Below are 25797 nucleotides of genomic sequence, written 5' to 3' on the forward strand. Positions count from 1 at the left end.
AATTCATTTTCAATATTGTGTTTCGCTTTGATATCCATTTGGAGTTGTAAAAATGACCATTTGGAAACCCCAAAAGAATTAAATCAGGAAGGTATTTTATTTCAGGTTTCGGTAATTGATGCTTTGCTTCAGGGACTTTATGATGGTGTCTATCCGGTTGGAAAAATGATGGAAAAGGGGGATTTTGGAATTGGTACATTCCACGCCCTGGATGGAGAAATGATAATTTTGAATGACACCTTATTTCAGGTAGTTTCATCAGGTGAAGTTCTAAGACCATCAGGTGATATTTTGACGCCTTTTGCAGTCATCACAAACTTCAGGTCAGACAAACAACTTTCATTGGTAGAATTGTCATTCGATAGCCTTAAAGGGGGTTTCTCTCATTATTTCCCCACACCAAATATGTTTTATGCTGTCAAATTGCAAGGAGAATTTCGGTTTGTACGGACGAGGAGTGTGCCTCTACAGACCAAACCCTATCCTGATCTGGCTGAGGTTGCAGCAGGGCAACCGGAATTCGATTTTGAAAATGTAACAGGAGATATTGTTGGATTCTATTCACCTAATTTTGTAAAAGGGTTAAATGTTTCAGGCCTGCATCTGCATTTTCTTACAACTGATAGAACAGGAGGAGGTCATATATTAAATTTTGAAATGAAGTCAGGTACCATGGAAATAGGCCTTCTGTCTCAATACCAATTGATTTTACCGGAACGGAGTGATTTTTTTAGAGGAGATTTTACCAATGACCGTAGTGCGGAATTGGAAAAAATTGAAAAATAAATATATAAATCTAGACCTGCATATTACCATGGTTCTAACCTAAATCAACATCTGTACTGAAAACTGCGAAAAAAATAAAATGGTTATTCGCTTCTTTGCCAGTAACTCGATATTTTACTACAAGCGGGACAGACGAATCCCGAGCTATCGGGACGAAGTAGGAAGTACCGGTTATTTTAGTGTTTTGCCATGAATTAAATCGAATTATCATATTGCAGGCATCAATGCGTACAGACAATAAAAATAATTACCATAGAGATTCTCCGAGGAAATTTGGAAAACAAATAAAATCAGTTAAATAGTATTCTAGTTAAACCTAAACAATTGTGGCGTTGTATGCGTGGTGTTCAAATATGGGTAGCCCCGAGTGACCCCGATATAGCCTTCCGGATCACTCGGGGACAAAGACAAACAAGACGATTCCGGTTTTTGGATGGAGCTATGAAAAGTGAGATTTAAGCATTTCTCCAAGAACAGAGAAGTTTAAAATCCTTTGACACCCTTGCGAAACCTCTGCGTCCTTTGCGGTAAAAGGTTTGGGATGAGTTGGTTCCTTTTTTGAAATAGGAGTTTTTCGAATTTCTTTCGCCCCTTCAGGGCTTTAGACCAACTTTTACTCAAATTTAACGATGGGCTGCATCCATCGCTTGGGTATTCCGCACTTTCAGTGCTTATTCGTTTGCGACCTTTGCGAAACCTCTGCGTCCATAGCGGTAAATAGAATTAGGAATAACTTTTAACCGTTTGAATAAACACTTTTACCATCTCAGGATCAATGTCCGGATAGACACCATGACCAAGATTTGCGATGTGCCTTGTTCCCTTGAATTGATCCATCATCTCTCTCGTAGCGGCCTCGACTTCCTTGGCGCTGCCATATAAAGCAGCGGGATCCAAATTTCCCTGCAAGGTTTTATTGGGTCCGATCAATTCTCTTGATTCAGCTATTCCCATATTCCAATCCAAACCGATTGTGTTGCAATTCAACAAAGACATTTCTTTTCTCGCAAAAAAAGCACCCTTCGCAAAAACCGTGGTCGGTACATTTTGGATGGCATTGCAGATTTGGGAGATATACGGAAGGGAGAACTCTAGGTAATGGTTTGGTGGTAAGATTCCTGCCCAACTGTCAAACAACTGTACCAGATTGGCTCCGGCTGCGATTTGCGCTTTCAGGTAATTGATCGTGCTGTCAGTAATCATCTGGAGCAGCTTATGCGAAAACTCCGGTTGGGTATAGAGCATGGCCCTAGACTTCGAGAAAGTCTTGCTGCCTGACCCTTCGACCATGTAGGCAAAAATGGTCCATGGCGCTCCTGCAAATCCAATCAATGGAACCCTGCCGTTCAGTGCTTTTTTGGTGATTTTGATCGCCTCAATCACATAGCTGAGGTCATCTACGCCGTCTGCAATTCTCAATTTTTTCAAATCAGAGACATTTTTTACTGTTTCAGGGAACCAGGGGCCTCGTTTTTCCTGCATTTCATAAGGCAATCCCATGGCTTCAGGGATGACCAAAATGTCCGAAAAAATAATCGCTGCATCGACATCCAAGATATCCACGGGCTGTATGGTCACCTCAGCGGCCAATTCAGGTGTTTGTGCCAGTTCAATAAATCCACTCACACTATTCCGGACCGCACGGTATTCCGGGAGAATCCTTCCAGCCTGACGCATCAGCCACACGGGTGTTCTTTCTACTTTTTCGCCTTTTGCGGCACGGATCAATAAATCATTTTTCAAATTCATGATGCAAATATAGAATCCGAATTTGAATTAGGAGTTAAGGACTTAAAAACTTCCGGTGTACTTTGTTTGGGAATGGGTTTCATTTTTTGAAAAATCTTTGGTCCAAATCTTCATTTTACAAATTGATTCGGTCTTTCCCGAATTTTTCTTGCTAGAAAATAACAGGGATTTGAGAAAGGCAAAAAAAAGCCTCCATGTTGGAGGCTTTTGAATTTTATTTTCTTGATTCTAGCTTCACAAAATCATCCTCAGTGAGACCAAGCATATTGAGCACACCTTCATAATCGTTGTAATCAATCCTAGAACTCAAATCCGCCGGGACAATTACTACACGGAATCTTTGGTTTGCGGTCCAATCTGTCCCCAATAAAGCGCGGTCAAAATTTGATTCTAGAAAAATACTGAAATCAAATCTACTGAAATCGTAATTATAAATTAAGGTTCCTTCGTCAAAAAGGACAGTCTGAGGCAATGCTCTCCAAATGGCATTACCATTAGCTGTTTCCCACCGGACATAGATCAAGACTACATCACCCACTTCAATAGCAGGCTGAAAATCCCAAACTCCCAGGTAGTTATTTGTAGCTGTAAAACTAATATTTACTTCGAAAGCCTCGGCTAAAATATTAATACCTGGCCTACCATCTTGCCCTTGAGGCCCCGGAACTCCTGGAGGTCCAGTCGGACCTACACATGCATGCATTGAGGCCAAAGCTCCCAATAATAAGAATGAAAGTAGTTTTTTCATAAAATTTCTGTTTTGGTAGTGGATTAAAAACTAAGATTGAAACTTAAATAGCGGTACTAAACCAAGTCAACGATACAAAATTGTAACAGGTTTTATTTTGCGGATTTGATTCCGATGACTTTTACTTCATCGAGACCTATAATCTGATCAATAAACACATCTGGTATGGGCAGATGGTTTTCCTTTGCATGGTCGATGATTATGTTTTTGATTTTTGATGGACCTGGCATCACAAATCGATGGGACTTTATGGTGGCAATAATAACATTTTCCCCTGTAAATATGACCTGATCATATTTGACACTTTTGTCCATCAATTTTGATTCCAAACCAACAAAGACTTCCATAGTATCTAATTTGCCTGAAGGCTCTGCATAATAGATGGTATGCAAAGCTGCCTCAGGATGAGCATTTTTGATATTTTCAATTTCCTGAAAGGCTTTTGCAAGCTTCTTATCCTGCGGGATTCCTATAAAATGCCTTCCTGATAAGCTGATGTCTTTCCTTTCTAAGACTTCTAATTGGACTTCATTGAAGCCTCCCATGGTATAGAAAACAAATAATCCCGTCACCACCAAAAAAATGAATGAGAAGAGAGCAATCTTTTTTTTCATGATAAGTATTGGTTATCAATGATTTCTTTACGGTAAATAAATAAAACCTGGAGTGTGTTTTTTTTGATGTGGCTCCGCCAAGGCGGACAGGTGTGACCTGTCGACTGTGGTATTTGGTTAATTTCAAAAAGCCTTTCCCTAGTCATGGTATCAGGTCAAAATAAATACCTCACTCCAATAGCTCCCTGAAGCCTGAAGTGGCCAAAGCGGTCTAGCAATTCCATGAAGAAACCCACTTCCCCAAACACACTAATCGGGACTTCATCAAAATAATACTCTGCTCCACCAAACACCTCAGGGCCAAAATCCATGTTTCTCCGTGTTTCTCGCAAGGTCGCCTGCGAAACTGAGGAGTCTGTAAAGGCATAGTCTACCAATACAGAACGAAGCTGAACCCCTGCCCCGACGTAACCCAATAAGTAGCCGGATCCAATGTTGAAATCATCAGTAAAATCCTCATGGTAAGCCCCTCTAAAATTCAGAGACCAGGAATTTGAAGTACTGTGTCCAACATAAAAAGCATTGGAACTGGGTCTATTGGTGTCAAAATCTCTTCTGTAATATTGACCGCTGTTTGGTCCGCCTCTTCCTATCATTCCTTCAAGGGAAATTTTATCATCAATAAACGTCTTGTAGGTAATAGAGAAGGGTTCTCCAAACCTCAATCCTATGCCCGGTTCTTGGGCAAAAGCAAAAAACGGCAATATGGCAAATGCCAAGACAAGTAACTTTTTCAATGTGTTTTATTTTTGGTTTAGTTTTTCTTTTTAGATATGAGACGTGAGACACGATAAAGGATCAAGAAGCGAGAGAATAGAAGCGAGAACCGAGACACACCAATTCTAAGCCTTTCCAAGGAGTATCTGTGATCCGACCCATTCCACTCCACATTTTCCTCCCTCTTTTTTTCTTACTTATGTCACTTCCTGGCTTCCTGACTTCCTACCTTCCAACTTCCCAACTTCCTCCCTCTACCCAATCACCATCGACTTGAGTTGCATTTGATGGAGTTTGGAGTAATACCCTCCCAATTCCAACAGCGACTCATGAGTTCCGGTTTCTTTGATTTCGCCTTGGTGGAGGACCATGATTTTGTCGGCTTTTTGGATGGTAGAAAGCCTGTGCGCAATGACTATGGAAGTTCTTCCTTTCATCATTTTAGCAATGGCTTTTTGGATCATTTCCTCAGTTTCAGTATCGACAGAAGAAGTAGCTTCATCCAAAATAATGATTTCCGGATTGTAGACTATTGCCCTGACGAAGGATATCAGCTGCCTTTGTCCTACAGAAAGAGTGGCGCCCCGTTCCATGACATTATAATCCAAGCCTCCCGGCAGCCTTTCGATAAACTTTTTGGCTCCTACCAATTTGGCAGCTTTCATAACTTCTTCCCGTGTGATCTCTGGATTGCCAAGTGTGATGTTGTTCAGTATGGTGTCCGAAAACAAGAAAACATCCTGCAATACCACGCCAATATGTTTGCGCAAAGTGCCTAGCTCATATTCCTTGATGTCAGTGCCGTCAAGGGTTATTTGGCCTTTGTTGATGTCATAAAATCTGTTGATCAGGTTGATGATAGAGGATTTTCCTGCTCCTGTGGCACCGACCATGGCGACAGTTTGCCCGTGTTTGACTTCGAAATTGATATTTTTCAGCACCCACTCCTCGTCATTATAGGCAAACCATACATTTTCCAATTTGATGTTCCCCTCAATTTTTTCGGGTTTATGCTTTCCCTCATTTGGGATTTGATCGTCATTTTCCAGGAGTTTTAAGATCCTCGAAGAACTGACTACACCCATCTGCAGGGTATTGAATCTATCAGCAATCATCCTGATGGGCCTAAAGAAAAGCTGCAGGTACATGATAAAGGAAATCAGGATACCGATCTGTATTTCCATATCAAAAACACCTGTTGCACCATACCATACCACAATTCCCGTGCCTATTGCCTGAATAATTTCAGCTACAGGATAGTAGATTGAATAATACAATACCGATTTGACATGGGCTATCCTGTGTTCTTTGTTGATATCTTTGAACTTTTCGTATTCTCTTTTTTCACGGTTAAAAATCTGCACAATGTTCATCCCGGTGATGTGTTCCTGCAAAAATGAATTGAGGTTGGAAACCGCATTTCGGACGTCATTGAAGGCTACTTTGATTTTTTCTTTGAAGATATAAGTAGAGATGATGAGGAGGGGTAAGGTGCTCAGGCTGACCAATGTCAGTTTCCAATCTACATAAAACATCACTCCCAATATGGTTACCAATTGAAGCAAATCTCCAATGATGGCTGCCAAGCCTTCGCTGAATACATCGGCGAGGGTTTCCACATCGGACACATTTCTTGTGACCAATCTTCCAATAGGAGTGTTGTCAAAAAACTTCAACCTCATCTTGAGAAGATGCCGATAAAGTTTGATCCTGATGTCCTTTATAATCACCTGCCCGATCCATCCGGAGAGATAGGTGTGCGCAAACTGCACCATAGACTGAAGCAATAGCAGGACAATGAGTAAGTAAATAATATTCAGTAACCCATTACTGTCACCTACTGCCACATAGTCATCAATGGCAATCTGAATGAAATAAGGACGAGTTGGAGCCAGTAAAGCCATGGCAATAGTAAGGAATACCAAAAAGTAAAAGCGGGCTTGGTATGGTTTGACAAACTGATACAGTTTCTTTAATACCTGCGCATCTATGATGTCACCACTCTTGATATTTTCTTTTTCCAGGCTCAAAATAATTCAGTATTTAAATAAATATTTCTTGGGGATAAACAATCTTACAAAGGTAAAGGCCTTGCGCAGGAGAAGCGGACTTTGCCTGACTGCGGTTTTTGCTGTCTAAAATTTCCTGAAACTGATTACAGTCAAGTCTTCCCAACCCCACTTGGACCAAAGTCCCTACAATTGTTCTTACCATTCCACGCAAAAACCTGTTGGCAGTTATATGAAAGAGCAATTGATGGTCATTTTGTTCCCAATACGCCTCTTTTATTTTACAGTTGAAATGATTGACGTCAGTGTGCACCTTTGAGAAGCATTGAAAATCTTCATGATTCAACATCAGTTTGGCAGCTTCATTCATTTTATCTACGTCCGGAATATAATGCATCAACCATGCCCTTTCTTCTTCAAAAGGCTCTTTTCGCAAAATAATCCTGTAGAGGTAACTTCTCCACCTTGCATCAAACCTCGCATGGGCATCATTTCTCACTTTAAGTAAAGAATATACTGCAATGTCTTTGGGAAGTACGCCATTGATGCGTTTGACAAAATCCGCTTCGTCAAGGTTTAAATCAATATCAAAATGAGCAAATTGCTGAGAAGCATGTACACCTGTATCTGTCCTGCCACTTCCTGTCAAAAATGAAGGTTGCTTTAAAATTACAGAAAGTGCTTTTTCCATTTCTGCTTGCACAGAATGGGCATTTTTCTGGAATTGCCAGCCATGATAATGCGTCCCGCGGTAAGCGAATTCTATAAAATACCTTTGGATTTCCATTTTATAGTGCAAAGATATTATTCGAAGGCAAATAAAAACCACCTTTTATACAAACCTTGCGAATCAAAAAATTACCCTGTTTCTTTGTCAAAATTTAAAAAGCAAAATGATACAACGCATCCAAACCGTTTTTCTGTTTCTTGTGGCAGTGGCCATGATATTGGTGGTTTCTTTTCCCATCTGGCAGCAGGTCAACCCAAGCCAGACCCAATTGATGATCCTCACTGCCTGGGATCTGACTACTCTTGATGTGGCTTCCAATGAAACTTTGGATACTTCTTCCAAAATATTCATAGCCATCCTTGCCATTGTAGCCGCAGGAATTGCGATTTTCAGCTTGATGCAATACAAAAACAGAACCAAGCAAATGTTTTTGAATATGGTCAATTCATTTGTGATGGTGGTCAATGTCGGACTGATAGTATGGACCACACATACGGCAAATGCCCTTATCAATCCTGAAGTCAATGGGGCTTTTGTGACCGGGTTTTGGGCGATCTTTGCCGGGATGATTTGTAACCTGCTTGCAAATAGGTTTATCCGAAAGGACGAAATGCTCGTCAGGTCAGTGGATAGGATCAGGTAAAATTACCACATACATAATCATACAAAAGCCGGCGGTTGATTTCGCTGGCTTTTGTTTTTATAAATAGTAAGTTTGAAAAAAAACAGCCATGAGACTCGAAACAATCGCCATACACGCAGGAAATGTCATTACCGATTCACACAGACCTGCTGTGCAGCCCATCACCACTTCCACTACTTTTGTGCACCACGAGGGTTCCCTGATCTACTCTAGGGCCAATAATCCTAACAGGATGGCTTTGGAAAATGTCCTGGCCAAACTGGAACATGGGGAAGATGCTGCTGCTTTTTCTTCTGGTAATGCGGCAGCGTTGGCAGTCTTTCAGGCATTGGAACCCGGAAGCCATATCATTGCCCCGGACGACATGTACCACGGGATACATAGACAATTGGTGGAGATTTTGAAAGGGATCGTGGAAGTGAGTTTTGTGGACTTGGCTGACTTGGATCTTGTCAGGGCATCTGCAAAATCCAACACCAGACTTATCTGGATCGAAACACCTTCCAATCCTTTGTTGAAAATCACAGATATTCGTGCAATTGTGGCAATAGGAAAAGAAATCGGAGCGAAAGTGGCATGCGACAATACTTTTGCAACTCCTGTTTTTCAGAATCCGATTCTACTCGGAGCAGATATCGTCATGCACAGTACCACCAAATATATTGGCGGACACAGTGATATCTTGGGGGGAGCCTTGATGTGCAAAAATGCAGATGTTTTTTGGCAAAGAATCAAAATGATCCAACATGTTGGGGGTGCGGTACCTTCTCCTTTTGATACATATCTTCTTACGCGAAGCATCAAAACTTTGGCTTACAGGATGAAAGGCCACTCCGAACATGCCGGCATTATCGCAGAATATTTATTCCAGCATCCCTTGGTCGAAGAGGTCTGCTATCCCGGATTGAGATCCCACAAAAATCATCAGATCGCTGCTTCCCAAATGTCGGGTTTTGGGGGCATGCTTTCCTTCCTTGTCAAAGGAGGTGCTTCCGAGGCAGATAAGGTCATTTCAAAACTTAAATATTTTACCAATGCCACCAGTCTTGGAGGAGTCGAAAGCTTGGTCGAAAGAAGGGCTGCGGTCGAAGGTCCAGACAGTAAAACACCTGCAAACCTGATTAGGATGTCAGTGGGCTTGGAACATTTGGATGATTTATTGGAAGATTTGAGTCAGGCCTTACAAGAATAAAGGCTGTTCAGGACAGCCTTTATATTTTTGAAACGGTAAGCTAAAAAAGGGCGACCAATACAACAGTTTCGTATGCTTAGTAAATAAAATAATTTTTTTTTGATTCTTAAAATTTTTAGTGCATTATTTTCTTATTCATTGAAATTTTACCAAAACTTAATTTTGCCAAAGATTAACCTGCCCAACCTTCTCTGTCCAGACTTCTGTATTGTATCGCCTCTGCAAGATGCTCTACTTTGATGGTTTCGCTTTGACACAGGTCAGCGATGGTCCGCGATACTTTCAGAATCCTGTCATAAGCCCTTGCTGATAGGCCAAGTCTTTCCATGGCGGTTTTGAGTAGCACTTTTCCTGCATCATTGATCTGACAGATTTCTTTGACCATATGGGAGGGCATCATGGCATTGCAGTAGACTTCCGGATTGTTTTTAAACCGCTCTATCTGCACTTCTCTTCCGATGATGACCCGCTCTCTGATGGATTTGCTGTTTTCAGTTTTTCTGGTGGAAGTCATCTCTTCAAATCTTACGGGAGTCACTTCCACATGGAGGTCAATCCTATCCAGAAGCGGGCCGCTGATTTTATTCAGGTATCGCTGCACGATTCCCGGGCCGCAGACGCATTCTTTTTCGGGGTGGTTATAATAGCCACAAGGGCATGGGTTCATGCTGGCAATCAGCATGAAATTGGCAGGAAACTCTACAGAAACCTTTGCCCGCGAGATTGTCACTTTCCTTTCTTCCAATGGCTGCCGCATCACTTCGAGTACGGTCCGCTTGAATTCCGGCAATTCATCCAAAAACAAAACACCATTATGCGAAAGGGATATTTCTCCCGGTTGGGGATTGCCACCACCGCCTACTAAAGCCACATCACTGATCGTATGGTGTGGTGACCTAAAAGGCCTGTTAGCGATCAGTGACGCATTTTTGCCCAGCTTGCCTGCGACAGAGTGTATTTTGGTTGTTTCTAAAGCCTCCTGAAGTGAGAGTGGAGGAAGAATAGAAGGAAGTCTTTTGGCAAGCATGGTTTTGCCTGCACCTGGAGGGCCAATCATGATGACATTGTGTCCTCCTGCTGCTGCGATTTCCATTGCCCTTTTGATATTTTCCTGTCCCTGCACATCAGCAAAATCAAATTCATATTGCTCCAAAGAATGGTAAAAGATATCTCTGGTATCGGTTACCAAGGGCTCGATATGTAATTCTCCTTCTAAAAACTTGATAGCTTCCTCCAAGGTATTCACTCCAATGATGTCGATTTTATTTACAATGGAGGCTTCGGAGGCATTCTCTACAGGAAGTATAAACCCCTTGAATCCCTGCTTCCTGGCTTCTATAGCAATTGGCAATGCACCTTTGATCGGGCGAAGATTGCCATCAAGTGATAATTCACCCATGATGATGTAATTTTCTAATTCGGGAAATGCTACCTGTTCGGAAGCTTTCATAATCCCCAAGGCAATGGGAAGGTCATAAGAAGAACCTTCCTTGCGGATATCAGCGGGAGCAAGGTTGACGACGACTTTCTGCCTAGGCATACGGTAGCCGAAATACTTGAGCGCAGACTCTACCCTTTGCTGACTTTCTTTGACAGCCGAATCGGGAAGTCCTACCATAAAAAAGCTTGTTCCCTGACCCACATTTACTTCTATAGTGATGACCTTTGCATCAACACCTGATACAGCACAGCCGAAAGTTTTTGCAACCATATTTTAGAATTTTCACAATAAAAAAAGGAAACCCATTGGGTTTCCTAAATTAACTATTTACTCCAAATATCCTTTAGTTATTTGAAATTTTGTCTTTTGCGGATTGCTGAAGCTTCTCTTTCTTCTTCAATAGTGTCCAGCTTTTTTTCGATGTTCTTGAGTTTGACACCTTGTTCCAAATCGTAAAGCTTGGCCTTCAGTTCGTTTTTCTCTGTTTCTTTTTTGGAAAGTTCGGCTTCCAAGTTGTTTTTGGCTATGGTACTAGTACCCCAAGAAATCAGGAATAACAACAAGCCGATAAGAAGAAAATTGACTACCAAAGCCGGCGTCAGTTCATCCACTTTCAATATTCCTTTTACATTGTCAAATAAAAGAAAAAAGACCAAGACTATTCCGAAAAAAAGTGTGGTCACCAAGTGCGAGATTTTATCTATTTGTTTCATATGAATGCTATCATTTAATTGTCGTCTAAATTACTAAAAGGACTGCATTGTAGAAAGTTTCCGGTATAATCCTTCTTCCAAAATGAGTTGTTGGTGTGTTCCACGTTGGACGATCTGACCTTTTTTGATTACAAGGATTTCGTCGGCATGCTGAATGGTACTGAGTCTGTGGGCAATTACCAATGTTGTACGGTTGACCATAAGATTGGTTAGGGCTTCCTGTACTAATTTTTCTGATTGGGAATCCAAAGCCGAAGTCGCCTCATCCAATATCAGGATCGGAGGGTTTTTCAATACCGCCCGCGCAATGCTGAGCCTTTGCCTCTGACCGCCTGAGAGCTTCGATCCCCGCTCGCCTATGGAAGTTTGGTAACCGTTTTCCAAATCAACGATAAACTCATGGGCATTGGCAATCTTCGCCGCTTCGATGACTTTCTCCTCCGATATTCCCTCAAGCCCAAAGGCGATATTGTTAAAAACCGAATCGTTGAACAATATCGATTCCTGCGTCACAATCCCCATCTGTTTGATCAGGGAATTGATTTCTATGGTTTTCAAATCTACCCCATCCAAAGTAACTTTCCCCTCCGTCGGGTCATAGAATCTTGGAACCAAATCTGCAATCGTTGATTTTCCGCCGCCCGAGGGGCCTACCAAAGCGATGGTTTTCCCTTTTTGGAGGGTGAAAGAAATATTGTCCAACACCTTTTCCTTTTCATAGCTGAAAGAAACATTATGGAATTGTACTGCATCTTTAAAGGTATCGATGATGACAGGATTTTCAGCGTTTTGGATTTCGCTTGGCGTATCGACTACTTTGAATATACGATCCGCAGAAGCCAAACCCCTCTGTATACTGCTTGCCGCACGGGAGATTTCTTTTGCAGGATTGAGTACTTGGGTAAAGATGATGATGTAGGTGATAAAATCCGATGCGCTGAGGTCAGAATTGTTGTTCAGGACCAGGCTTCCTCCATATACCAAAATCCCCGCCACAACCGAAACCCCCATAAACTGTGAGATGGGAGAGGCCAACTCGTTTTTCTTGGCCATGGAGATATTCACATCAGAGTAAAAGTCCGTCTCGCTGTCAAACTTACTTCTCACGTATCTTTGGGCACCAAAGGCCTTGATTACCCGCATGCCTCCGATGGTCTCATCCAGGATATTTACGACTCTGCCGAGGGATTCCTGACTTTCGATGGCTGTTTTTTTCAATCTCCTTGTAATCCCGCCGATGATCGCACCAGATATCGGGATGACCATGATGGTGAAAAGGGTCAATTTGAAAGACATAAAAAACAGCACGGCAAAATATAGGATAATGGTTACCGGTTCTTTAAAGACGACGCGGAGCGATTGCACCACGCTGTTTTCCACCTCTTGGATGTCATTGGTCATTTTGGACATCAGGTCGCCTTTTCGCTCATTGGAAAAGTACCCGATGTGCATCCTTGACACCTGCTCAAAAATCGACATCCTCATTTTCTTGATGACTTCTGCTCGGACTTTTGCCAAAACCACGCCAGAGAGATAAGTGAACAGGTTGGAGAGAAAAACCGAAATGACGATGATGATACATACATAGACCAAAGTCCCAAACTTGCCATAAGTCTCAGAGATCTGATGGAAATAGTAATTGAACAGGGTGAGGAAATAGTCAACCGTGAATGCAAAATCAGGCTTGCTGAGGTATTTGCTCATGTCAGCCTGCGGTGCCTGCTCGAAGATCACATCAAAAAGCGGCTTCAGCAGCGTGAAATTCAGCAAGCCAAAAACAATGGCTAAAATCGTGTAGAGGATATATATCGGAAAGTACCTGCGGTAAGGCCGGGCATAAGACAATATCCTGAGGTAAGTATTCATGAAATGCTTTTACGGATTCAGGCCGCAAGTTAAGGAATAAAAATAGGTTTTGGTTTTCTGTTGAATTCCTGAAAAGCCGATTTATGGATTTACGCTTTTTCGCCGGTAACCCTATATTTTTATTCAGTCGGGACAGATCCCGATAGCGGACGAAGTCGGAAGACCCCCGCCTGCCGTCGGGCAGGGATGTATCGGCTATTCAAGTCCAAGGCAAGAATTCTAAAATAAATTCAACCTATTCACATCATTGCGACATAAATTATCCGATTCATCCCAATAACCAATTACCCAATAACCATTATCTAATTACCAATCCTAAAAATTAAAATCATTCCTCACCATATTCACCCTGATCGAAAACTGGGTAAAATTGGTGGTTTCCGGGCTGGAAAGGTCTTCGGCGGTTCGCTTTCTGTAGCTATGGCTTATGTCCAAAAAGACATTTTGCTTGACCATATAGCTCAGGTTCAGGTTGGCCATCGTGACGGTAGTCTCCACACCCTGTCCGATGACATGACCAAAAAGGCCTAATCCAGTATTGGTTTCTCTTCTGTTTTTCAGCACATTTCTGCCGAAATTGATATCCTCAGCAGGATCTTCTCCGAAGTATTGGTACATGCCAGTAAAGGTGGCAAACAACCTTGGAAGGAACTCAGGCTGATAACGGATGATACCGATGGCTTCTTTGAAATTGGCGCCGAGTGGGTGGGTCAGCGGCGTACGGTAATTGGAATAGGATTGGTAGTCGAACTTTTCCTGATAGGTGTAAGGCCTTGCTTGGTTATATTCCAACTGAATGTCCAAATTGGAGACTTTGAAGGCATCGATATACTTATAGCCGGCTTGGATGCCGTGTTTGTTGCGGGAGGAATTTTCCCCTGTGATTTCAAAAAACTCATTGAAAACAAACTCATCCAGCGCCAATTGTCCATAAAGCTGCATGCCGGGGGTGAAATTCCATTTGAAATCCGTTCCCAGCATCACCTTGTCGGGTGTGCCGAGTTGCTGTTCTACCCACCGGTAGAAGATTATCGGGTTGAGGTAGTTCCAGTCAAACTGGTTTTTCATCACAGACTCAAAAATTCCGACATTAAAATTCTTCCCGATGTTCATTCCGAGGCGGTGGATCGAAAACCATTTTTGCGGATACCGCCCATCTGTCGGTCTGCCCTGACCGTCAAAGATGATATCGGCGGTTTTTTGTGACCAAAGGTTTGTAAACTGAAAACGCCAGATTTTGGTATTCAACTTGAAAAATATGGCAGGATTGGAAAAATCCGACAGCACCATCGAGCGATACCCTTCCCCGACAAAATTCCTGTCATGCCCAAACTGTGCTTCTATATGTTTGGTAAAATTGAAAGCAATATGGCCTCTTGCCGAAAAGTAATCATATCCCTGTTCGTTGTACCTTTTCCAAAAACCCTCGCCTGGCACCGCACCATTGTGTTCGGCGTAGTCCTTTACCCAACTTGGGAAGATGGTCTGTGTCGAGGTGAAGTAAGTGTAGAAAGCGACCTTTCTGTCAATGCTGCCTCGGAGTTCTACCCCGCGTGAATTGCGGAACCGCATCTCCTCTTCACCCTGTTCAAATCCCGCAGAGAGGTAAATGACCGGATTGATATGGATGTCCACCACCGAATCTCTATAATAAAAGAAATCAGCGGGCTTTTTGTACAATGCTTTTAGAAAGGGCTTTCTGGAGTTTTCTGTTTCCTGTGTGACAAATTCCCAATTGTCATTGCTGAGGTAATTGAGGTTGAATTCATCAGACTTGTTGAAATTTATGTCCGAAGCCGACAGGGAATCAAGATAAGCAGAGAGATGGTCCCGCCTCAGCGGTTTGTATCCGGTGTGGAAACTGTCATTGTTTCGGCCAAGCCTGATTTCGTACCGCTCCAGCATATGGTAATAATCCCTGTTGAAAGGAACATAGGCACCTTGGGCAAAACCATCAAGGCCAAAAATAAGGACAAGACAAAAAGTCAAAAGAAACAGTTTTTTCATAGGGGTGAAGCTATACTGCTGTAAAGCTAAAAAAAACAGTGGAAAATGGAAGGAGGCTCGCAAGTTTTGAAATTTGTGGGGCTTTTGGAGGAATATAAAATAAATAGTAAATCCGCAAAGCTGCAGATAGCAAGTCGAGGCACGGCAAATGCAGATGGCCCAAGCCTGCATGGGCGGGGAGGTTATTCAATAATAAACGTTTTTGGCAGTTTTTAAATGCTCCATAAATTCACTTACATAAGGTGAATATGGCTAAAGTAAAATTCAGCCAAACTGCCGGTAGAGAGAAATTGAAATTTTCATTTTATTTTTTTATAAAGTATATTTAATAAAAAGTTGAAATTCGATCTTTTTATAAAGTATAGATTACATTAATATGGACTATATCAAACGGTATCAATACATGGAAAAAATCCTTCCTTTTGTAGGAAAGCCCTTGGTGAAAGTGCTATTGGGACAAAGGAGGGTAGGGAAGAGTTATGTCCTCCGACAACTGACCGATGAAATTAAGAGCCTGTATCCTGACGGAAATGTGATTTATGTCAATAAGGAATGGGATGAATTTCGTCAAATAGGAAGCCACGAGGATTTATTGGCTTTTGTGTTGGAAAATATCAAACAGGATTGTCCAAATTTCCTGATGGTTGATGAGGTGCAAGAAATCAAGGATTTTGAAAAAGCTGTTCGCCACCTCCTCGCCAAGGATATCTGCGACATATACCTTACCGGAAGCAATGCCGTAATCCTTTCGGGGGAACTAGCTACTTTCCTCTCAGGGCGATATGTATCGGTGGAGATTTTTGGTCTTGATTTCGGAGAGTTTGTAAGATTTCATCATTTGGAAGCAACTTTTGAAAGCCTAGAATTATATGTGAAATTCGGAGGAATGCCTTTTTTACATCATTTAGGTTTGAATGGAAATGCACCTTTCGAATATTTGAAAAACGTGTATTCTACCATTCTACTTAAGGATGTGGTAGCAAGAGAAGGGATCAGAAATGTTTTTTTGCTGGAAAACCTGGTTTCATTTCTTGCAGACAATATCGGCAGCTTGCTTTCAGCCAATAGCATCCACAAGTTTTTGAAATCCCAAAAAATCAACCTGTCCGTACCTGTGGTGATAAGTTACCTCCATGCACTTACCAATGCTTTTGTGGTGTACAAAGTGCCAAGGTCTGATATTGGAGGTTTGAAAATTTTCGAAGTGGGAGAGAAGTACTATTTCGAAGATTTGGGACTAAGAAATGCCATCAGGGGATATAATCCTGCCCGAGATTTACACAAATTGCTTGAAAACCTTATTTTTCTTCATTTGAAGCGAAAAGGCTACGAGGTTTATGTTGGAAAACTTGGAGAAAAGGAGATAGATTTTGTGGCCGAAAAAGATGGGACGAAACTCTATGTGCAGGTGACGCTGACCATGGTCGATGAAAATACGAGGTTAAGGGAAGTAGGAAACCTCGCACAGATCCAGGACAACTATCCCAAATATGTAATCACTTGGAACGATCCATTTGATGAGGGAGATTGGGAAGGGATACATCACCTAAACATTCTTGATTTTTTGCTTAAAGTGATTTAGTAGCGAAAATATTCTTTAAAAAACTTAAGAAAAAATTAAATATCGACAATAAACTATTTTATACTATAATAGTTTGAAACCGGGGGGGGGGGGTAAAATACCTTACTCGATATAATCTTCTGAAAAATGTCGATTAATGTAGTTTGATACTTTTCAAATGTTGGTATCCAAGAGGTTATGGATTTGGAAGAATGAAAATTAGTTTTTAGATTCATTCATCTTTAAATCATTGTTAACCTTAAAAACAACAAAAATTATGAAAAAATTAAGCATTGAAAAAATGGAAAATTTGAGCGGGGGCCAAGATAGAGCTACCTACTGCGCCAATTTGGGGGCGCTGTTAATTGGAGGAGGATACCAGGGGGATATCTCTTACGGGTGGCATGTTTATTATGTGCAATGCACATCTCATGGCTTCCCACCGCCAACACCTTAATTTTTAATATTCGGCAAATGGTTTATACTTTTTGCCGGTTTTTTTTCTATTATTTTGTTTGAAAATAGGATCATGAAAATCAAAGGTTTAAATATTTATTTTGGAGTATGTCTTTTTATTCATTCTTTGATTCCTGGAAATGTATTTTCTCAAAAATTCACGGTAAGTGGGGTAATAAAAGATTCAGAAACTTCAATACCATTAGAATTTGTTTCTGTTTATGCCAAAAATTCGAATTTAGGAACATTTACTAATGAAAATGGCGAGTTTGTCTTTCATCTGCCAAATTCTTTTAAAGACAGCTTATTAGTTTTTTCTTTAATAGGGTATAAGTCTTCAATCAAAGAGCTTTCTGAAGTAGGAGTTGGAGAGGTTTTTACATTGTTCAGAGACTCATATTTTCTTGATGAGGTTGTTGTAAAGGAGGATTCCTCAATAATTATAATGAACAAGGCATTAAATTCAATTAAATCAAACTATCCAAGAAAACAACATTTTTTAGATGCCTTCTACAGAGAAACTGTAAAAAAAGACACAACGTATGTCCGTATGTTGGAGGCAGCTGTAGGAATTCAGGACTTTTCTTATTCAAGTCCCCGAGAAAAACGAAAAGCTAAAGTTTATGAAATCAGGAAATCTGATGATTTTGTTGAAAAGGGATGGATAACAAAAATAATAGAGAAATTTTCAAGTAGTAGAAATGACCTGTTAATGTCTTTACATCTTTGTGATTTTGTTCGAAGATACCAACAAGAGAAGATGCTATTGTATTTTGATACTGATCAGGAATTTCTTGAATTCCATGAATTTAAGCTGGAAAACTTAAGTTTATTTGAAGGGAAAGAGGTATATGAAATCGGGATATACTTGCCCGCAGAAATTGATAAAGGGCAATTCGGCGGTAAATTTTACATTAATAAAGAGGATTTTGCCATTGTAAAAGTGGAATTTTTTAGCAGGCTGCCGGTTTTTCAAAAGGAAGTAACTCCCGCTATTTTCAATGCCTTTATTAGCAATTATTTAGCAGAATACAGAAAGGTAAATGGCACCTATTATTTATCAAGGATCCGGTTTAGGGGTCCTGAGAATTTTGACTCTATTGACCCAAGTACTTTTACAGGTTATCAATTTTTTCAATCCGATATTATCGTGAATGAAGTTTTAGAAAAAAGAAAAGAATTTGATCGGATAAAAAATAAAGAAAAGCTGAATGACTCGGGAAGAATGTATAATGGCGACTTTAAATACAACTCTGAATTCTGGGAGCAATATAATGTTTTGATTAGCAGCCAAGAGTATGAAAAAATAGTCAAGGATCTAACAAAGAATAGAAGCATAAAAGAACAATTTAAATCCAATTCAAAACGAAATGATTGAAAATATTGTAAACTATATAATCAAATCTCCTTGGTGGAAAATATTTTTGACAATATGGTTAGTTCATTTAATCAACCTCTTTATCTACAATCAATTTGTATGGTCTGAGGATATTTATTTTTCCGGTTCAGGGATGAATACAAAATATGGAACTTTTGAAAGTGTTATGCGGAGAAATAGAAATTTTGATCTTTTATTCTACTTTTTATCGCCGTTCTGGCTTTTTATTAAGGTGATTCTGGTCTCATTTTTCGTTTTTATGGGATCCCAATTAGCGGATTTGAAAACCACGTTTATACATATTCTGAAATTAGCCACTTTAAGCTATGTTGTAATTTTGATTGGGGATATTTCAAATACAATCTATTTTTTAGTTATTTCACCCCCAATTCATCGCGATGAAATTGATTTTTTTTATCCTTGGAGTTTGATGAATGTTACAAGCGATTATTTTCTTCAAAAAAATCAAATGTTTGTTTTAAGAAGACTCCACCTTTTTCAATTGTTTTTTGTCTTTGCAATTTCAATCTTATTTTCATTTGTAAATAAAGAGAAAATCGGCAAGTCTGTATTTTTAGTTTTTTCAAGTTACGGATTGGCTTATTTGGCTTTTTTGGGGATTGTGTATTTGATAAATATGTAGGTGGGTAGTCCAGCTTTTTGACTCTTTTATTTTAATTCATTACATAAATCCTAATATGAGATCGCACCAGATAAGCACTTTTAGATTGAAAAGGAAAATTGAAAAGGCATTTATAAGGCAACAATATCAATTCGATTGCGGAATTGCTTGCTTATCTTCACTTGTCAGGTTTTTTGGAGGAGAAATCAGGCATGAAGAATTAATTGAAATTAGTGGAACAAATGAGGAGGGGACAACGATTTTTGGTCTATACAATTCTGCAAAGATTTTAGGTTTTGATGCTGAAGGTTTTGAGGCTGAAGGAGTGGATAACTTAAAAGAGCTTTCTGATCCTGCAATACTCCATGTTACCATTAATAGCCATTTGAATCACTTCATTATTTTTTATCCAACAAGTACTGATTCATTTTTAATTTCAGATCCCTCAAAAGGAGTTTACTTTTGTAAAGAAGAAGATTTGGAATTGATATGGAAGAGCAAGGCGCTTTTGCAATTAAAACCAGGTTTAAAATTTGAAGAAATAGGGAATTCAAAATTTCTTTGGTTTAATTGGTTTTATAAGTTGGTTAAGGACGATATACCCCTATTAGGAGCTTCAATTGTACTTGGTACTGCCATTTCAGTATTGGGAATCGTAACTTCCATCTTTTCTCAAAAATTGATCGACGAAATCCTACCTGAAAGACAGGTAGAAAAACTTGTGGTAGGAATTGTTTTAGTCAGTTTGCTTTTGCTCGGGAGAGGAGTTTTAGCCTATGTGAGAGGCCTTTTGATAGTCAGGCAAAGCAAAGGATTTAACATCAGGATGATTTCCGGGTTTTTTGGCAATTTACTTCGCCTACCAAAAAGTTTCTTTGACACACGTAAGACTGGAGATTTGGTAGCGCGGATGAATGATACCCGTAGGATTCAGCAAGCTGTATCTTATTTGGTCAGTGAAATTGTCGTGGACTCATTGCTCGTAGTGGTAGCAATGCTAGGGGTATTTGCTTATTCAAGTCAGGTCGGAACTATGGTTGCATTGATATTGCCTTTTTATTTTTTGATGGCATACCGATTCCATAGGCCAATTCATACAGGTCAGCAATCCGTTATGAAATCTTATGCGCTGACAGAAAGCCATTACATAGATACTCTTCAAGGAATCGGAAGCATCAAAACGCTGAACAAAGAAGATCGCTTTGATATCTTGAACCAAAAGGTTTATGGATTTTTTCAAGAGCAGGTTTATAATCTGGGAATTGTTGGATCAAAGTTTGGTTTTTTCTCAGGATTGGTTGGGGTTTTATTTTCCATTTCTGTAATGGCTTATTCCTCGTATTTTGTCTTGAACAGTCAATTGCAAGTTGGGGAAATGGTGGCTATCCTTGGATTTACCGGAATGATAATTCCTGCCGTCGGCAAACTTGCGATGGCAAACATCCCGTTACAGGAAGCTAGGATTGCTTTTGACAGAATGTATGAATTTGCCTCTGCTGAACAGGAATCTGTTATTGCCAAATCCAAGTTGCCGGAAACAATACATTCAATTTCATTGGAAAATGTAAGTTTCAGGTTTCCGGGAAGAAAACCAATATTAAAAGAATTGAATATTCATCTTGAAAAAGGTAAACTGATTGCCTTATTAGGAGAAAGCGGAGGTGGTAAGAGCACTTTGCTACAGATACTGATGAAGTTTTATCATCCTGAAAATGGGAAGATCATAGTCAATCAAAACCAAGAATTAGGTGATATTTCCTTTTCAGATTGGAGAAGGTCGGTTGGCTATGTCGAACAGGAAACTAAGATTTTTAATGGATCGATATTGGAAAATATTTGTCTTGATGAGGAAGCTAACTCCGAAGAAAAGGTAAATGATTTTTGTGATTCTTTAGGATTGCGAGAATTTTTCTCGAAAATGCCACAAGGATACAGGACCATTGTGGGGGAAGAAGGGTTGAACCTATCTGGTGGACAGAAGCAGATCATAGCATTGGCAAGGGCAATGTACCATCGTCCAAAAGCCTTATTATTGGATGAATTTACAGGTGCTATGGATAGAAACAACGAAAATTTGATACTTGACTTACTCCAAAGGTTAAAACAAAACATGCCGATTTTACTGGTAACACACAGGATAAAGCCTGCATTGATATCAGACTATGTCTATATACTTGAAAGTGGAATCATATCAGCATCAGGCTTGCCAAGTGAACTGATGACGGAAGATAATCTACTATCAAGATCATGCAAAGATGTACTGTCTTTGGTTACTTCTTAAATTGGAACTTTAAACTGGATTTCTATGAAGCGGGAATTTTTCAATAACAAATATTCAGGATTTTCAAAACCTTGGAGTTCTTTCCTAGAAATCAAAAATTTTTGGAAAAACCTAAGAAAAAATTAAATATCGACAATAAACTATTTTATACTATAATAGTTTGAAACCGAGGGGGGTAAAATACCTTACTCAATATAATCTTTTGAAAAATGTCGATTAGTATAGTTTGAAAGTTATCAAACATATGGTATCCAAGAGGTTATAGGTTTGAAAGAATAAAAATTAGTTTTTAGATTCAATCAAATAGCCTCTATATTTAATTTTGATTCTATCGATTCTTGATTCTAATTAATTCTAAAATTTGATTCCTAAAAAAAATGAAAACTTTCACAGTTAACCTTATTGTTTCAATTTTCTTTTTTGGCTTGAATCTTCAAGCAATTATAGCCCAATCCTATGTTGGGAATTATTCTGGAAAATTGTTAAGTGAAAATAACCTTTTACAAATAGAAAAAAAGGATGGATCCTATTTGGTAACCTTAACTGAAAACCAAAATAGTTTTTTTCTGTTGGAAGGTGTCTTGTTGAACAAAGAACTGATTTTTCAACTACCAATGCAGGATGGTAGTAAAATACCTGTAATTTGTAATAAAGATGGTGATGAATTGATACTCTCATTTGAATATGATGGAGTAAAATATCAAACCAAGTTTAGTCTAATAAAATCAAGTAAAAATGGTAACCCTGATTTAAATAGTAAAAACTTTAAAGGAGATTTAGATCAAAGAATTTTTGGTGTTTGGACCAATTTAGATTTACTAGACAGTTCTGGTAAAATTGATCCAAAATTCGAGTTTAAGGGATATCGAACTAGTTTTTTATCTGATGGAAGTGTTGTAATGGACCCGAGGACTTTTCAAAGTAATAAAATGGGGAGGAATATTGATAATAAAGATATTTATAAACATGCCCCAAAATCAACTTGGCGGACGGAAGGAGAAATTTTTACTCTCTCTGTCGAAAATGTAGATATTTCTTACCAGTATGAAATCAAGAATGATACATTGATTTTAGATTCTAAGCAGGGATTCATTTACCTAATGAAAAAAAATAAATGAAACCATGATGAAATTTATTCTAACTGTCCTTATCTGCTTGCAAGGATATTTCTGTTGCGGGCAAAATACCGTAGGTGCATACGAAGGCAAATTGCTGGCCGATAAAAACCTTTTATTGATTAAAGAAATTGATGGTGAGCAATATCTTGAACTGTTCAGTTCTGAAAAGGAATATTTTTCAGTTGATATTATAAAAGTTGGAAATACTTTTCAATTCCAACTTCCTCTGAACGATGGGAGTGAGTTACTGATATCTTATAAAGATATGGGTAGCTATTTGCTTATGGGCTTTGAAATGGATGGGGAAAAATATGAAACAAAATTTGACCGAATAAACCTCCCTAAAAAAAATCCTCTGGAGAGTTTTTTTGAAGTAGGCCAAAATAAATATGACCCTGCTGTAATAGGAAAATGGAAGCATATCAAGACCTATAATCCCGATGGAAGCAATAACACCACCGATGGGTCAGCAGGGAGAGGTTACATCAATACTTACTATGGGGACGGTAGGATGGTACCTGATGCACAAATGTTTAGAGATATTGAAAAGCAAAATGGCAATTCAAATTTTTCCTACCTAGACATTCCAGCAGTGAATTGGAAAACCAAGGGTCAATATTTGATTCTTGAAGTAAATGGAGCTCCTACAGAATATGAATATTTCGTAAAAAATGACACATTAACAATGATTACTCCGACAAAAATCAAACAAATTCATATTAAAGTGAAGTAACTTGGTTCCTTTAGGATTAATGGATTTAAAGACTCGGTTTAAAAAAAGAAAGACCTTTCCTACGTCCCTGCCTGTCCGGTAGGCAGGAAGGTGATAAGTTAAAGTCTTTGACAAATGTTAGATCTGCGTAAATTTTAACCGCCAAAATTAAAATATTCTCAACTTCTATTAATGGGTTTTGGATTTTTCCTTTGCGTGATGTTTTTTTCTTCAACAAACCCAAAATTCAAACCCAAATACCGAGAGACAAGAGACCCTTCGTACCTCAGGGTGACAGAATCCGAAAACTTGACAACCTGACAACTTGAAAACCTGACAACCCAACCATTACAACAACTACAACGATTACAACCAAAATCCCCAAACCCTTTGCGCCCTTGCGCCTTTGCGTGATGTTTTTTTCTCCAACAAACCCAAAATTCAAACCCAAGTACCGAGAGACAAGATACCCTTCGTACCTCAGGGTGACGGAATCCAAAAACTTGACAACTTGACAACTTGAAAACCTGACAACCCAACCATTACAACAACTACAACGATTACAACCAAAATCTCCAAAAACCTTTTTCACCTTCTTTGCGTCCCTGCGTCTTTGCGTGATGTTTTTTTCTTCAACAAACCCAAAATTCAAACCCAAATACCGAGAGACAAGAGACCCTTCGTACCTCAGGGTGACAGAATCCGAAAACTTGACAACCTGACAACTTGACAACCTGACAACCCAACCATTACAACAACTACAACGATTACAACCAAAATCCCCAAACCCTTTGCGCCCTTGCGGCTTTGCGGGATACTTAATTTCTTCACCAGTCAAATTATTACCAAACAAGATTTGGATACATTTCAAAAAAGAAATAACTTTGTGCCTCATTTCGGAAAAGCGATAAAAAGATAAATAGCAATACAATGAAAAAAGACATTCATCCTAATTACAGAGATGTCGTATTTTACGATACTTCAAGCGAATATAAGTTCATTACCAAATCCACCATCCAGACTTCTGAGACAATCGTATGGGAAGATGGTAACACTTATCCGGTATATAAAGTCGAAGTAAGCTCTAACTCACACCCTTTTTACACAGGTAAGAAGATGATGTTGGATACAGCAGGTCGTGTTGACAAGTTCAACAAGAGATACGCCAAGAAATAATTTTACCAGCCTGCTCGCAGGTAAAGGTCTCCCGGAATCGGTTTTCCGGGAGACTTTTTTATTTTTGTACCATGGACAATCTGATTCTATTCGATGACCCTGCCATCCGGGGTTCTTTGTTGCCATTTACTTTTACCAGGCCTATCGGGGATATCCGTGTGGGGATTTTGAAGATTTCGGAGAAATGGGAAAAATACTCAGGCTACCTACCGGGGTTTTTGACGCAGGATTACCTTTCTGTAAAGTTTCCCAAAAAAGAAGGTGCTGCTTTGATGGTCAACGGCGCCGTATGCCCAGACCAGATGCTTTGGTCAGCCATCCACCAACTGAAAAGCACCGAGTCACTTTGGTCCAATAACCTTTTGGTTGCGGCATTTTCAGAAAATCCGGGTTCTTTTCATCCAGATCAGGCAAAATCTTTGACCAAGATCCATTATGAAGGATCGGTTACAGCCATCCAAAAATCATGGCATATTTTTCAGGTCAATGCTGCTGAGATCAGGAAAGATTACGAGCTAATCACTTCCGGCAGACGGTCGGAACCTTTGGAAGATCCACATACCATAGTATATAATGCGTCACAGGTTTTTATAGAATCAGGAGCAAAAATCAAAGCCGCCGTTCTCAACGCAGAGGGAGGGCCGATCTACATCGGGAAAAACGCCGAGGTGCAGGAAGGTTCGCTGATCCGAGGTCCCTTTGCACTTTGCGAAGGATCCACAGTGAATATGGGGGCCAAAATGCGAGGAGATACGACAGTGGGTCCTTTTTCTAAAGTTGGGGGAGAGATATCCAATGCGGTTCTTTTTGGCTACAGCAACAAAGGACATGAGGGATTTCTCGGCAATGCCGTGATCGGCGAATGGTGTAACCTCGGTGCCGATACCAACACTTCCAACCTTAAAAATAACTACGCAGAAGTCAAAATATGGGATTATACCAAAGGCGGATTTACCAATACAGGCTTGCAGTTTTGCGGTCTGATGATGGGAGACCATGCCAAGGCAGGCATCAATACGATGTTTAACACCGGAACGGTTGTCGGCGTTGGGGCCAATGTTTTTGGTGATGGCTTTCCGAGAAATTTTATTCCCTCCTTTTCTTGGGGCGGTGCTTCAGGGTTCAGCACTTTTCAGGTGAGAAAATTTGAAGAAACGGCCATCGCTGTGATGAAAAGAAGAGGAATGGATTACAGCCAAACCGAAAAAGAAATTATTCAAAAGGTTTTCGAATTGACAAGACATTACCGTATTTGGGACAAAGAAGTCTGACAAAAAT

General features: G+C 39.8%; 21 protein-coding genes. 11 read left to right on the plus strand and 10 right to left on the minus strand.

The features are described from left to right. The first annotated feature begins 60 nt into the window (after positions 1-60). Positions 61-786: an acetolactate decarboxylase gene (gene budA / locus MMU07_RS01025; protein ID WP_241123962.1), complete on the plus strand. Its 726-nt coding sequence runs from the start codon at positions 61-63 to the stop codon at positions 784-786. 723 nt (positions 787-1509) lie between these two features. Here budA and hemE read toward each other — a convergent pair. The 6 genes from hemE to truA form a co-directional block, all read right to left on the minus strand. Next, the gene (gene hemE / locus MMU07_RS01030; RefSeq protein WP_241123963.1) at positions 1510-2535 is read right to left on the minus strand and encodes a uroporphyrinogen decarboxylase; all 1026 of its coding nucleotides are present in this window, start codon (positions 2533-2535) and stop codon (positions 1510-1512) included. Between the two features lie 214 nt (positions 2536-2749). Next, positions 2750-3283: a hypothetical protein gene (locus tag MMU07_RS01035; RefSeq protein ID WP_241123964.1), complete on the minus strand. Its 534-nt coding sequence runs from the start codon at positions 3281-3283 to the stop codon at positions 2750-2752. Positions 3284-3375: 92 nt separating this feature from the next. After that, positions 3376-3897, minus strand: coding sequence for a hypothetical protein (locus MMU07_RS01040; protein WP_241123965.1), 522 nt, complete (start codon positions 3895-3897; stop codon positions 3376-3378). A gap of 155 nt (positions 3898-4052) precedes the next feature. After that, a complete protein-coding gene (locus MMU07_RS01045) occupies positions 4053-4634 on the minus strand; it encodes a hypothetical protein (RefSeq protein WP_241123966.1) in 582 nt (193 codons plus the stop codon). A gap of 234 nt (positions 4635-4868) precedes the next feature. Beyond that, positions 4869-6644 carry an ABC transporter ATP-binding protein gene (locus MMU07_RS01050; RefSeq protein WP_241123967.1) on the minus strand — a complete coding sequence of 592 codons (1776 nt, stop codon included), beginning with the start codon at positions 6642-6644 and terminating at the stop codon, positions 4869-4871. 13 nt (positions 6645-6657) lie between these two features. Further along, positions 6658-7410: a tRNA pseudouridine(38-40) synthase TruA gene (gene truA / locus MMU07_RS01055; protein ID WP_241123968.1), complete on the minus strand. Its 753-nt coding sequence runs from the start codon at positions 7408-7410 to the stop codon at positions 6658-6660. Positions 7411-7516: 106 nt separating this feature from the next. Between truA and MMU07_RS01060 the strand changes: the two genes are divergently transcribed. Both MMU07_RS01060 and MMU07_RS01065 read left to right on the plus strand, forming a co-directional pair. Further along, entirely contained in the window at positions 7517-7996 is a 480-nt protein-coding gene (locus tag MMU07_RS01060; protein ID WP_241123969.1) for a DUF4293 domain-containing protein, read from the plus strand. An 88-nt stretch (positions 7997-8084) separates the two neighbouring features. Continuing rightward, on the plus strand, positions 8085-9188 hold the full coding sequence (locus MMU07_RS01065; RefSeq protein ID WP_241123970.1) for a trans-sulfuration enzyme family protein: 1104 nt from the start codon (positions 8085-8087) through the stop codon (positions 9186-9188). A 172-nt stretch (positions 9189-9360) separates the two neighbouring features. Here MMU07_RS01065 and MMU07_RS01070 read toward each other — a convergent pair whose 3' ends face one another. From MMU07_RS01070 to MMU07_RS01085, 4 genes are all read right to left on the minus strand, one after another. Then, positions 9361-10899, minus strand: a complete 1539-nt coding sequence (locus tag MMU07_RS01070; protein ID WP_241123971.1) for a YifB family Mg chelatase-like AAA ATPase — start codon at positions 10897-10899, stop codon at positions 9361-9363. 77 nt (positions 10900-10976) lie between these two features. After that, positions 10977-11342, minus strand: a complete 366-nt coding sequence (locus tag MMU07_RS01075; RefSeq protein ID WP_241123972.1) for a hypothetical protein — start codon at positions 11340-11342, stop codon at positions 10977-10979. 33 nt (positions 11343-11375) lie between these two features. Then, positions 11376-13208 (minus strand): ABC transporter ATP-binding protein, encoded by a 1833-nt coding sequence (locus tag MMU07_RS01080; protein ID WP_241123973.1) that lies wholly within the window; start codon positions 13206-13208, stop codon positions 11376-11378. Positions 13209-13523: 315 nt separating this feature from the next. Next, positions 13524-15215: a hypothetical protein gene (locus MMU07_RS01085; RefSeq protein WP_241123974.1), complete on the minus strand. Its 1692-nt coding sequence runs from the start codon at positions 15213-15215 to the stop codon at positions 13524-13526. A gap of 403 nt (positions 15216-15618) precedes the next feature. Here MMU07_RS01085 and MMU07_RS01090 point away from each other — a divergent pair, with 403 nt between their 5' ends. The 8 genes from MMU07_RS01090 to MMU07_RS01125 all read left to right on the plus strand — a co-directional run bounded on the left by MMU07_RS01090 (position 15619) and on the right by MMU07_RS01125 (position 25790). Next, positions 15619-16797, plus strand: coding sequence for an ATP-binding protein (locus MMU07_RS01090; RefSeq protein WP_241123975.1), 1179 nt, complete (start codon positions 15619-15621; stop codon positions 16795-16797). A 508-nt stretch (positions 16798-17305) separates the two neighbouring features. Then, positions 17306-18610, plus strand: coding sequence for a carboxypeptidase-like regulatory domain-containing protein (locus MMU07_RS01095; RefSeq protein ID WP_241123976.1), 1305 nt, complete (start codon positions 17306-17308; stop codon positions 18608-18610). Then, a complete protein-coding gene (locus MMU07_RS01100) occupies positions 18603-19253 on the plus strand; it encodes a hypothetical protein (RefSeq protein WP_241123977.1) in 651 nt (216 codons plus the stop codon). Before MMU07_RS01095 ends, MMU07_RS01100 begins: the two co-directional genes overlap by 8 nt. An 85-nt stretch (positions 19254-19338) precedes the next feature. Further along, on the plus strand, positions 19339-21513 hold the full coding sequence (locus MMU07_RS01105) for a peptidase domain-containing ABC transporter (protein ID WP_241123978.1): 2175 nt from the start codon (positions 19339-19341) through the stop codon (positions 21511-21513). 377 nt (positions 21514-21890) lie between these two features. Beyond that, positions 21891-22631, plus strand: coding sequence for a hypothetical protein (locus tag MMU07_RS01110; protein WP_241123979.1), 741 nt, complete (start codon positions 21891-21893; stop codon positions 22629-22631). 4 nt (positions 22632-22635) lie between these two features. Further along, positions 22636-23364 carry a hypothetical protein gene (locus tag MMU07_RS01115; RefSeq protein ID WP_241123980.1) on the plus strand — a complete coding sequence of 243 codons (729 nt, stop codon included), beginning with the start codon at positions 22636-22638 and terminating at the stop codon, positions 23362-23364. 909 nt (positions 23365-24273) lie between these two features. Further along, entirely contained in the window at positions 24274-24519 is a 246-nt protein-coding gene (locus MMU07_RS01120; protein ID WP_113924979.1) for a type B 50S ribosomal protein L31, read from the plus strand. Positions 24520-24590: 71 nt separating this feature from the next. Continuing rightward, complete coding sequence (locus MMU07_RS01125) at positions 24591-25790, plus strand: GlmU family protein (RefSeq protein ID WP_241123981.1); 1200 nt, start codon at positions 24591-24593, stop codon at positions 25788-25790. The last annotated feature ends 7 nt before the right edge of the window (positions 25791-25797 follow it).

It is taken from the genome of Cognataquiflexum nitidum (assembly GCF_022538055.1).
GTDB classification, from domain to species: domain Bacteria; phylum Bacteroidota; class Bacteroidia; order Cytophagales; family Cyclobacteriaceae; genus Cognataquiflexum; species Cognataquiflexum nitidum.

Coding starts and splice junctions, on each gene's coding strand:
- hemE (WP_241123963.1), bottom strand. CDS start 2,535: ATGAATTTGAAAAATGATTTATTGATCCGTGCCGCAAAAGGCGAAAAA.
- MMU07_RS01035 (WP_241123964.1), bottom strand. CDS start 3,283: ATGAAAAAACTACTTTCATTCTTATTATTGGGAGCTTTGGCCTCAATG.
- MMU07_RS01040 (WP_241123965.1), bottom strand. CDS start 3,897: ATGAAAAAAAAGATTGCTCTCTTCTCATTCATTTTTTTGGTGGTGACG.
- truA (WP_241123968.1), bottom strand. CDS start 7,410: ATGGAAATCCAAAGGTATTTTATAGAATTCGCTTACCGCGGGACGCAT.
- MMU07_RS01060 (WP_241123969.1), top strand. CDS start 7,517: ATGATACAACGCATCCAAACCGTTTTTCTGTTTCTTGTGGCAGTGGCC.
- MMU07_RS01065 (WP_241123970.1), top strand. CDS start 8,085: ATGAGACTCGAAACAATCGCCATACACGCAGGAAATGTCATTACCGAT.
- MMU07_RS01070 (WP_241123971.1), bottom strand. CDS start 10,899: ATGGTTGCAAAAACTTTCGGCTGTGCTGTATCAGGTGTTGATGCAAAG.
- MMU07_RS01075 (WP_241123972.1), bottom strand. CDS start 11,342: ATGAAACAAATAGATAAAATCTCGCACTTGGTGACCACACTTTTTTTC.
- MMU07_RS01080 (WP_241123973.1), bottom strand. CDS start 13,208: ATGAATACTTACCTCAGGATATTGTCTTATGCCCGGCCTTACCGCAGG.
- MMU07_RS01085 (WP_241123974.1), bottom strand. CDS start 15,215: ATGAAAAAACTGTTTCTTTTGACTTTTTGTCTTGTCCTTATTTTTGGC.
- MMU07_RS01090 (WP_241123975.1), top strand. CDS start 15,619: ATGGAAAAAATCCTTCCTTTTGTAGGAAAGCCCTTGGTGAAAGTGCTA.
- MMU07_RS01095 (WP_241123976.1), top strand. CDS start 17,306: ATGAAAATCAAAGGTTTAAATATTTATTTTGGAGTATGTCTTTTTATT.
- MMU07_RS01100 (WP_241123977.1), top strand. CDS start 18,603: ATGATTGAAAATATTGTAAACTATATAATCAAATCTCCTTGGTGGAAA.
- MMU07_RS01110 (WP_241123979.1), top strand. CDS start 21,891: ATGAAAACTTTCACAGTTAACCTTATTGTTTCAATTTTCTTTTTTGGC.
- MMU07_RS01115 (WP_241123980.1), top strand. CDS start 22,636: ATGATGAAATTTATTCTAACTGTCCTTATCTGCTTGCAAGGATATTTC.
- MMU07_RS01120 (WP_113924979.1), top strand. CDS start 24,274: ATGAAAAAAGACATTCATCCTAATTACAGAGATGTCGTATTTTACGAT.
- MMU07_RS01125 (WP_241123981.1), top strand. CDS start 24,591: ATGGACAATCTGATTCTATTCGATGACCCTGCCATCCGGGGTTCTTTG.